At 37.9% G+C, this 10,401-nt stretch carries 9 protein-coding genes; 8 read left to right on the top strand and 1 reads right to left on the bottom strand.

All coding sequences use genetic code 11. The annotated features are described in order from the left end of the window. The 7 genes from DNK84_RS10660 to argH all read left to right on the top strand — a co-directional run. A partial coding sequence (locus tag DNK84_RS10660) for a PD-(D/E)XK nuclease domain-containing protein (protein WP_208123306.1) occupies positions 1 to 400 on the top strand: 400 nt, incomplete at its 5' end. Between the two features lie 208 nt (positions 401 to 608). Next, positions 609 to 2,378 (top strand): argininosuccinate synthase, encoded by a 1,770-nt coding sequence (gene argG / locus DNK84_RS10655; RefSeq protein WP_119344495.1) that lies wholly within the window; start codon positions 609 to 611, stop codon positions 2,376 to 2,378. Between the two features lie 116 nt (positions 2,379 to 2,494). Continuing rightward, on the top strand, positions 2,495 to 3,451 hold the full coding sequence (argC, locus tag DNK84_RS10650) for an N-acetyl-gamma-glutamyl-phosphate reductase (RefSeq protein ID WP_119344493.1): 957 nt from the start codon (positions 2,495 to 2,497) through the stop codon (positions 3,449 to 3,451). A 10-nt stretch (positions 3,452 to 3,461) separates the two neighbouring features. Beyond that, positions 3,462 to 4,406: a Rossmann-fold NAD(P)-binding domain-containing protein gene (locus tag DNK84_RS10645; RefSeq protein ID WP_119344492.1), complete on the top strand. Its 945-nt coding sequence runs from the start codon at positions 3,462 to 3,464 to the stop codon at positions 4,404 to 4,406. Continuing rightward, on the top strand, positions 4,403 to 5,227 hold the full coding sequence (gene argB, locus DNK84_RS10640) for an acetylglutamate kinase (RefSeq protein WP_119344491.1): 825 nt from the start codon (positions 4,403 to 4,405) through the stop codon (positions 5,225 to 5,227). The genes DNK84_RS10645 and argB overlap by 4 nt, the downstream gene beginning before the upstream one ends. Next, positions 5,214 to 6,323, top strand: a complete 1,110-nt coding sequence (locus DNK84_RS10635; RefSeq protein ID WP_235826887.1) for a M20/M25/M40 family metallo-hydrolase — start codon at positions 5,214 to 5,216, stop codon at positions 6,321 to 6,323. The genes argB and DNK84_RS10635 overlap by 14 nt, the downstream gene beginning before the upstream one ends. Before the next feature lie 26 nt (positions 6,324 to 6,349). Then, a complete protein-coding gene (gene argH / locus DNK84_RS10630; protein ID WP_119344490.1) occupies positions 6,350 to 7,813 on the top strand; it encodes an argininosuccinate lyase in 1,464 nt (487 codons plus the stop codon). Here the strand turns inward: argH and DNK84_RS10625 are convergent. Next, positions 7,798 to 9,048 (bottom strand): metallophosphoesterase, encoded by a 1,251-nt coding sequence (locus tag DNK84_RS10625; protein ID WP_119344489.1) that lies wholly within the window; start codon positions 9,046 to 9,048, stop codon positions 7,798 to 7,800. The two genes, argH and DNK84_RS10625, sit on opposite strands and share 16 nt — an antisense overlap. A 216-nt stretch (positions 9,049 to 9,264) precedes the next feature. Here DNK84_RS10625 and DNK84_RS10620 point away from each other — a divergent pair, with 216 nt between their 5' ends. Further along, positions 9,265 to 9,900, top strand: coding sequence for a zeta toxin family protein (locus DNK84_RS10620; protein WP_119344488.1), 636 nt, complete (start codon positions 9,265 to 9,267; stop codon positions 9,898 to 9,900). Positions 9,901 to 10,401: the final 501 nt, after the last annotated feature.

Here is a 10,401-nt window from a genome sequence, read left to right as displayed (position 1 = left end):
GTCGCTAAACTTAAACCGGACAAACAAAGCAAACCGAAGGAAACCAAAACAGAAGCACCTGTTTTTTCAAAAAATGGCTGATAGGTCCTATAGGGGAAGTGTGCCCTTTATGGAGCGGTTACGTTATTTAGCTGCCTTGGGCTATGATTTGGTTGCAGAGGATGTTACTAATCAAGGCCGGATTGATTTAACGCTTGTAATGCCAGATAAAGTTTTAATTATTGAATTTAAACTGACGAAATTCGGCAGTGCGATGGACGCTATTTCACAAATAAAAGCAAAAGGTTATGCTGAAAAATACCTGACTTATGGCAAGCCAATTTATTTAATTGGTATCAGCTTTGATCGAGCTAAGCGTAACGTCGCAGAGTTGTTGTTTGAGCGCTATAACTCCCCATAATCAAACGTATAATCTCCACGCAATTTTACCGTATTTTTTAGGATAATCGTGTGGAGAATTATCAAGCCTACCTGATATTTTTTGAGTAAAATTTTTCATCAAAAAATAAAAATAATGAATTATCTTTGCCATAAAAGTTTTTGTTATTGTAGATTTATGGTTGTTTGTTATCGGATCATTGACTGTGTCAGGGGCAAAATTACAGGGATTGAAAATACAAATTGCCAATGCGTCGCATTGTCGTTTTGCTAAGGCTATTTCACAACAGATTGCTGACAGTGCAAAACAGCGAAAAACAGGGATTGCATTAAGAAGTATTGCGTATATAAAAGCTAAGATGTGCAGCTTTCATGCAATTGTCGCTATTGATACAGCGCTTGATCAGCCAGCAGGGTTTTGCTACATCGAGGCTTGGCAAGACAAAGATTTTGTTTCAACCTCTGGCTTGATCGTTTTTGAGAATTATCGTGGTTTTGGCATTGCATCAAAAATCAAAGCCAAAGCATTAACATTGGCAAGAAAGTATTACCCAAATGCAAAAGTATTTGGTTTGACGACTTCTCAGCAGGTGATGGATATCAATAATAAGCTTGGCTATCAGCCGGTGGCTTATGAAAAGTTAACAAAGGATTTAACCTTTTGGCAAGGGTGTCAAAGTTGTGTGAATTTTGAAATTTTAAAACGTAAAAATTACCAGAACTGTTTATGCACAGGTATGCTTTACAATCTAAATCAGTTCAAATCAAAGGAGCAGAAAATGAAGATCATCTTAGCCTTTAGTGGTGGGTTGGATACCAGCTTTTGTGTGAAATATTTAATAGATGAAGGCTTTGATGTTTATACCATCACGGTCAATACAGGTGGGTTTGATCAAACTCAATTGCTTGAGATTGAGAAAAAAGCGTACCAACTAGGTGCCACCGTACATCACAATATCGAGGCAACCAAGCGTTTTTATACGCATTGTGTTAAATATCTATTGTTTGGTAATGTATTAAAAAACAACTGCTATCCACTGTCAGTCAGTGCTGAGCGTGCCTTTCAAGCATATTTAATTGCTGAATATGCCAATAAAAAAGGCATCGATCATATTGCACATGGTTGTACATCAGCAGGTAATGATCAGGTTCGTTTTGATATGATGTTTGATATTTTATGCCCTAACGCGAAAATCATCACACCCATCAAAGATCAAAAGATAACCCGAGCGCAGGCGCAAAACTATTTAAAAACACATGGCATCGACTGCTCAGATAAAACAAAAGATTATTCTATCAATCAAGGATTATGGGGAACCTCAGTTGGTGGTGTGCAAACATTGACTTCAAGTCAGGGCCTTCCTGAAGAAGCCTGGCCGGTTTCGATGTCAAAAGACAAAGATGCATTGCAAGAGATAAAAATCAGTTTTGTGAAAGGTGAACCTATTGCATTAAATGATGAAGCAATGAATCCTGTGGGTGTTATTCAAAAATTACAAAGCATTGCTCAAAGCTTTGGTATTGGCCGTGATATCCATGTGGGTGATACGATTATCAATGCCAAGGGACGGGTTGGTTTTGAAGCTGCTGCCCCAATGATTTTAATCAAGGCGCATCACGTACTGGAAAAGCATGTCTTAACCAAAACGCAATTAAAAATCAAAGAGATGTTAGCAAATACTTATGGTGAGCTTATCCATGAAGGACAGTTTTTAGAGCCAGGTTTACGTGATATCGAGGCGCTATTAAGCGCAAGCCAATCACATGTTAGCGGCGATGTGTTTGTCAGTTTAAGGCCCTGGCATTTTTATGTCACTGGATGCCAGTCAAAATATGATTTAATGGCGATGCAATCGATTCAATATGGGGAGCACAATGAAACATTAACGCTCGATGATATCAAGGGTTTTACAAAGGTGGCGGCTTTGCAATTAAAAACCTATCAAAAAACGGACAACTTAATGGGTTTGATGATAAAAGATCGAATTGCCACAATCTAAGCTTTTATGGCAGATAACTTGTATGTAAATCAATACAGAAGTAACAAGTAAGGCTTGATATATCAGCCTAAGATCAGTGATGGTGTGGAATAAGGTATTATTCTAAGGGAAACAAAATGACAAAAATTAAAATAGGCATTGTTGGTGGTGCTGGATTTGCCGCCGGAGAGTTACTGCGTATTGTGATTAATCATCCACAAGTGGAAATCGATTTTATTTATAGTCGTTCACAGACAGGAAAACGAATCTCAAGTATCCATTCAGATTTCTGTTATCTATGGCCTGAAAAAACGTTTGATGAGGAAATAAATACGAATGTTGATGTGGTTTTTCTTTGTGTAGGCCACGGTGAAGCAAAAGAGTTTTTGCAACAAATGAGATTTGCTCAAAACACAAAGATTATTGATTTATCTCAGGATCACCGGGTTGATAATACAGATGGGTTTATCTATGGTTTGACTGAAATCAATGAAAAGGCAATTAAAGCTTCACAATATATTGCAAATCCAGGTTGTTTTGCTACAGCAATTGCACTGGCTTTATATCCTTTGATCCCTTTTATCGATAATGATATTCATATTACCGCGATTACGGGGTCAACCGGGGCAGGGATGAAATCAAGTCCTCATACACACTTTAGCTGGCGGGCAAATAACCTGGCAGTTTATAAGGCTTTTTCGCATCAGCATTTGGCCGAAATACGTCAATTATTGAAACCAAAGCCAAAAACGGCAATCCAATTTGTGCCAATTAAAGGCGATTTTACCCGTGGAATATTTGCCTCGATATATTTTTCATCTCATTTAAGTGAGCAACAGGCAAAACAAAAGCTATTGGCACAATACCAGTATTCAGACTTTGTGCATATCGTTGACCATGACCCAGATCTAAAACAGGTCATTAATACGAACAACTGTTTAGTCAATGTGAAAAAACATGGGCAAATAATCCATTTAGTCAGCGTGATTGATAATTTAATTAAAGGTGCAGCCGGCCAGGCTGTGCAGAATATGAATGTAATGTTTAATCTAGCACAAAGCACGGGGCTACATTTAAAGCCAGTTGCATTTTAAGGAGGCGTTAATGCGGCATTTTTTAGCAATCAATGATATCAAGGATATAAATGAAGCTATACAGGACTGTATGAAGATAAAACAGGACCCTTTAGCAAAAAAGGGGTTAGGCGAAGATAAAACACTTGGACTTATCTTTATGAACCCAAGTCTTCGGACAAAAGTTTCAACGATGAAAGCCGCACAGAATCTTGGATTAAATATTTTGCCAATCGATTTTCAAAGCAGCTGGGCGTTAGCATATGACCATGCTGTGGTGATGAATCAAGATGAGTCTGAACATATAAAAGAAGCCGCACAAGTGATTGAGCAGTACTGTGATATTGTTGGTATTCGTGCATTTGCTGAACTTCAAAATAAACAAGAAGATGAGAAAGAAAAAGTCTTTAGTGGCTTTTTAAATTATACGAATATCCCTGTTATCAACCTTGAATCAGCGCTGGCACATCCACTACAAACCCTAGCGGATATTCTAACGATTGAAACATATAAACCTCAAAAAAAGCCCAAAGTTGTTTTGACTTGGGCGCCACACGTTAAGCCTTTGCCACATGCGGTGGCCAATTCATTTGTAGAAGGGATGCAGTTGATGGATTATGATTTTGTTGTTACTCACCCACCAGGATATAAGCTTGATGCTTGTTTAAAACATAATATTCCAAGCCAATATGATCAGGACAAGGCATTACAAGAGGCTGATTTTGTCTATGTAAAAAACTGGTCATCAACCTCAAGTTATGGCCAGGTCATCAATCAAGACCCAAAGTGGATGATTAATATGGCAAAATTACAGTTTGCACCTTCGGCCAAAGTAATGCATTGCCTGCCGGTAAGAAGGAACCTGGTGATGAGTGATGATGTTTTAGATGGGCCACACTCAATTGTTATTGAACAAGCGGCTAATCGTCTTTATGCGGCACAATATGTGCTAAGCAAAATATTAGAGGGCTTATGATGCAATATGATAAAACGGTTGTATTGAAAATTGGTGGGAAGGTGCTTGATAATGAAGCACAAGTGCAAGCATTGTTAAGTGCTTTCTCTGAAGTTAAGGCAAATAAAGTCATCGTACATGGTGGTGGCAGTCATGTTGATCGTATTTTAAAGGCTTTATCGATTGAGCCGAAATTTATCAATGGCCGACGTATTACCGATAAAAAGACATTAGAAGTTGTCGCAATGGTATTAAATGGCCAGATTAACGCCCAAATAGTTGCAAATTTGAATGCTAATAACACCAAATCATTAGGGTTGAGTGGTGTAGATTGTGGACTTGTTAGAAGCATTAAGCGCGCGAGGAAAACACATGATTTTGGCTTTGTTGGTGATGTTGTCGATGTGGATGCTTCCTTTTTGCAAACGTTATTTTATCAGGGAGTTATACCGGTGATCGCACCTTTATCCTGTGATAAAGCAGGACAACTGCTTAATGTTAATGCTGATACTGTTGCCTGTGAGATAGCCAGTGCTTTAGCCAAACAGTATAAACACCAGGTGAGATTATTGTATTGCTTTGATTTAGCAGGTGTTTATCAAAACATCAGTGAACCAGAAAGCTTATTTAGTGCGCTTTCATTTGATGATTATATTGGATATAAAGATCAAGGGGTAATTACAGATGGGATGATTCCTAAATTAGAAAACTGTTTTAACGCTTTAAATAATAAGGTTAAAGAAGTTTATCTTAGCAATACGGATGGGATTATTGCTCAATTGGCTGGCTTGCCACAAAAATCAGGTACATTTTTACGGGGAATAAATCATGACAATGTGTAAAGCACAATATTATCAGCAGGCAGTTTCTTTATTAAAGGCATTGATCCAAACTCCTTCAGTCTCTAAAAAAGAGGATAAGACAGCGCAATTATTACTGGATTATTATGATAAGCATCATATCAAAGCAAAGTGTGTTGGTAATAATATCATAAGCCATAATCGCTGTTATCATCCAGATAAGCCAACAATATTACTGGTCTCACATCATGATACTGTGCCACCAAGTGAAAGTTACACCAAAGATCCATTTAAACCTGAAATCATTGGCAATAAGCTTTATGGTTTAGGGGCGAATGATGCCGGTGGCGCACTGGTGAGTTTACTTATGTGTTATCAGTATTTTTATAATGATGCCAATTTACCTTTTAATTTGGTATTTTGTGCTGCTGCAGAAGAAGAGATTTCGGGTAAAAACGGGCTTGAAAAAGCATTGCCACAAATAGGCAAGGTTGATTTTGCCATTGTTGGGGAACCCACAAGCATGCAAATGGCAATTAGTGAAAAGGGATTAATGGTCTGTGACTGTGTTGCCTATGGCCAATCAGGTCATGCAGCACGTAATGAGGGTGATAATGCAATTTTCAAAGCAATATCAGATATTCAGTGGCTTAAAAGTTATTGTTTTGAAAAAACCTCATCGACATTAGGGGAAGTTAAAATGACGCCAACAGTGATTCATGCTGGCAGTAAACACAATGTCGTACCTGATCATTGCGAATTTGTTGTAGATGTGCGAACGACAGATGCCTATGATAATAAGGCGGTGTTGGCCATAATGAAAGCCAATATGCAATCTGTTATTACACCAAGATCAATGCGAATTGAACCCACAAGAGTACCACTTGAGCATCCTGTGGTTAAATCACTAATGGCATATGGATTACCAGGTTATGGTTCACCAACAACGTCCGATCAAGCCGTTTTAACCTGCCCCAGCGTTAAACTCTCACCCGGGGATTCAGCGCGTTCACATACAGCTGATGAGTTTATTTATTTAGAGCAGATTAAAGAAGGGGTGGCTTTTTTTATTGATTTTTTTACGCAATTAAAAACAGAAGATGTATTTAATAGCAAGAAAAGCCTGGCGCACAATTAAAATGAATTATTAGTAAGGAGATCAATATGATACAGCAGGTGATAACTGCACATAAAATCGGTAATGAGCAAGGAGAAAAAGATTTGCAAAATGATCAAAAAAAGCTATGGGGTGGGCGATTCTTGCAGGATAATCATACGCTGTTTGTTCGATTCAATGCGTCTTTGAGTGTGGATTGGCGCTTATATCACTATGATATTAAGGCAACAAAAGCATTTACCATTGGTTTATGTGATATCGGTATATTATCATCAGTTGAACTGGAAAAAATTCATTGTGCTTTAGCGGCGATAGAAAATCAGATGGTTCACTCTGAATCATTCATACAAAATGCGATTGATCAAGGGGTGGAAGACATACACACACTTATCGAGCAGTGCCTATTTGATCATATCGGAGAGCTTGCCTATAAAGTCAATACAGGACGCTCTCGTAATGAGCAGGTGGCATGTGTTACCCGTTTATATTTGATGGAGACGATAAAAAAGATTCAAAACAAGATTCAAGAATTACAAAGTGCATTATGTGATCAGGCTGAGAAGCATCTTGAAACCATGCTTATGGGGTATACGCACTTGCAGCAAGCCCAGCCAATAACATGGGGGCATTATTTTCTCTCTTTTTTTGAGCGATTGGATAAAGATGCCCAAAGGTTACAAGAGATTTATAATCGAGTTAGCATATGTCCATTAGGATCCGGGGCGCTATCGGGAAACGCATGGCAAATAGACAGACAAAAAATGGCTGATTATCTTGGATTTCAAGCATTATCGAAAAATAGCTTAGAAAGTGTCGGTGATCGAGATTTTATTGTTGAGTTCTTATCAATAAGCAGTCTTTTAGCAACACATTTATCAACATTGGCAGAAGACTTCATTATTTATTCCTCACATGAGTTTGGCTTAATTGAAATGAGTGATCTGGTGACAACTGGGTCTTCTTTAATGCCACAAAAGAAAAACCCGGATGCCATGGAGCTTATTCGCGGCAAAACTGGCAGTGTCTATGGGCAGATGATTGGTTTGTTAACGACATTAAAAGGCCTTCCTTCAGGCTATAACAAGGATCTTCAAGAGGATAAAAAAGCGCTTTTTACGACAGCTGATACTATTTGTGATATGTTATCGATAGCGCACATCGTTATATCAACTTTAATCATTAAACCTGTGAAAAATACTGATGATTACTGCCTAGCAACTGAGATTGCTGATTATTTATCAAAAAAGGGTATTGCTTTTCGACAGGCACATCATTTAGTCGGCCAGATCGTTAATTATGCGATAGATAAAAATAAGAAATTAAGTGATTTAACCTTGGATGAGTTTAATTATTTTTGCGTACAGATTGATAAAGATATTTATAGTTGTTTAACACTTCAATCGGCCATAAATGCAAAAAATGTTGCTGGTGGCACAGCAGTTATAGAAGTTAAAAAAGCGCTTACTCAAGCAAAAAAAGCAATTGAAGATTTTGCTTATTCAATTAGGTGAAGGTTTTCAGCCTCATTTTGCTGAGCATTTCTTTGCTTTTGAACAGTGATGTGTTTTTCTCCACCACCAATCCAGTAATAATCAAAATCAATTTGCTCGTCATCTACATGCATACACACATAACCATATTGATCTTGTAAAAAGTATCCACCATTTTCTAATCCTGCATCTGCCACGACATAATTACTATCTATCAAGTTATTGATATAGCGCCTTGTTGTTTCTTCCCTTTTTGCGCCACCACCACCTGAGACAACCTGGAAAGTTTTTTTATTGGCATGATTAATATAGTATCCTGCCAGTGTGTGATCATGTGCTGAAAGAATAACGTCAAAGGCAAAATCACTTAAAGCACATTTTAATAGATCATTATGTGGCTGATAAGGTGCTTGTTGACGAAAATCAGTTTTTCTTTTTCCGGGATCAAAGTATTTTGAGTATTTATAGGCATCTTTAATTGCCTTGGGGTTAAATGGATTACGTTTTCCTAAGCCAATCAGTGGGTGATGTGAGATAAGAATCTGCCATTTTTGTGTATTTTTATTTGGCCGGTCATAAACCTCACGAAGCCAGCTTTGTTGATCTTCATCATAAGGATACGCGCTTGAATCAATACAATAAAAATCAGCCTTTTCAGTTGTGAAATGATAATAACGATAGGGCATATTCCACTGACGGGTTTGTGCAGAGTCATCATAACAGGCTTCTACCTGGTTTAAGGCAAGCTGTAATTTATATTTGCAATCATCAGAGCCACCATGTGACCAAAGTCCCCAGTCATGGTTACCTAAGATAGCATAAGAGCGACCATAGGGTTGGCGAGTAAAGTTATAGTTAAATGTTGTTGAGGTCGCTGGATTCCATCGTGAAAACCATTTTTTATACCCAAGTCCATCTGAATAGAAATTATCACCTAGCAATAAGGTCAGTGTGTTCTCTACATCTACACCTTGCTCATTTCTTTTTTCACTAGCAAGATTGGCAACTTGCCATTGTCTGTTATTTTTGGTGAACATATTTTTCGCTCTACTGGAAGAATTCCATGCCGAACCACTCCAGCCAGTGATGCCTTGGCAACCAATTAAATCAAAGCGCTCAATATTGCCAAGGTTTAAGCTAAATGCATTCCCCTCATCTGCCATGTCATTATATTTGTTTACAAATTGTTCACTGTAACGTTCATGCTTACCCCTATAATCTGCTGATGTCAGTACTTCGTGAAGTGTTCTTGCCATAGTTCATCCTTATTGTGCTTATACTGAGAAAGTTGTTGAAACATTCCATAAACTTTATTCAGCGTATCAGGATATTTCTATCGGTGTCAACAAATAATACCATTTTTGATTTCTTTTTGTTAAACAGATGTGAAAGACAAAGCAAGAAATTCTATAAAGTGGTTTGTGATGTGTATATACTGTTGTTATTGTTTTTATCCTGAATGATGAAATTTTATGAACCATACATTAAATCAAGCAGTGATTGATAAGATCCAACCGGATTATCAGTACCAGCCTTTGGCTGTCTTTTTAATTGGTGCAAATGGCAGTGGTAAAAGCAGTTTAAGAAAGTATATTGATTTATCAGATATTCAGACAAATATTGATCCAGATGCCTTAAATAAAATTACGCGATTAAAGCAGGGGAAAGATGATGTGATTTATGCATCTAAGCAGGCGCTTTTAATGTATCGCTACGCACTAGAGAATAAGCTTAATGTTTGTCTGGAGAGCACACTGGCTGGTAAAGGCACAATAAATCGTATTTATCAGGCAAAAAGCCAGGGTTACTATATTGTTGCTTATTTTATGGGGCTTGGAAGTGTTGATTTGAATATTGAGCGTGTTAAAAAACGTGTTCTTGCAGGCGGGCATGATATTCCGGAAAACTTAATTATCAAGCGTTACCAGGAGTCTTGTGATAATTTGATTAAAGTAACCAAGGCTATTGATCAGCTGCATGTTATTGATAATAGTCAGCCTTATTTTGCGTTGCAATTTTCGCGTTTTAATCAGCAGTATATTGTCCATCAAGACAAGCAAATCAAATGGGCAGAAAGGCTTTTTCAAACATTGTTGCAGCAGCGTTGACCTGCCAGGTCATCGTCGCTTGGCGGCGATCCACGTGATGATCGCTGATAGCCTAAAACAGTGGTGGCTATAACAATAAAGTTTTCCTTTTCTGCAGTTGGGTAAGCTTTTGCATCAGGCGCAAACCGTGATTGGTAAGGAAGGGTTCTGGTGTGGATTCCCGCCAAAGCTTTGCTTTTTGGGAATGACGGCACTGAGAATAGTGATGTGATTAGCCAAGCAGAATTAATGAGAAGTTCTTGAAAGAATATGCAAAAATGGAAAGTGTGTAACTTCAGATATTTACTACGTTGTTAATGATGCTTTTCTGAATACAAGCTTTCTCGTTGTTTTTGTTCTGAAGCTGGCATAACTCAAAGCTTGCCTTCCATAAAGCCCAGGCACGTGCTCTAAGCCATGTATCATCATCTAAATCCATTTCACTTATAAAAATTCAGGGTAAACGCATCTAAATCCTAGTATTTATCTGGCCTACTGCTGGAATATAGTGCATCTTATCAC

It is taken from the genome of Facilibium subflavum (assembly GCF_003574485.1).
GTDB lineage: Bacteria > Pseudomonadota > Gammaproteobacteria > Francisellales > Francisellaceae > Facilibium > Facilibium subflavum.
Note: the sequence above shows the minus strand (reverse complement) of the source record. Positions and strands in the feature narration are given on the sequence as shown.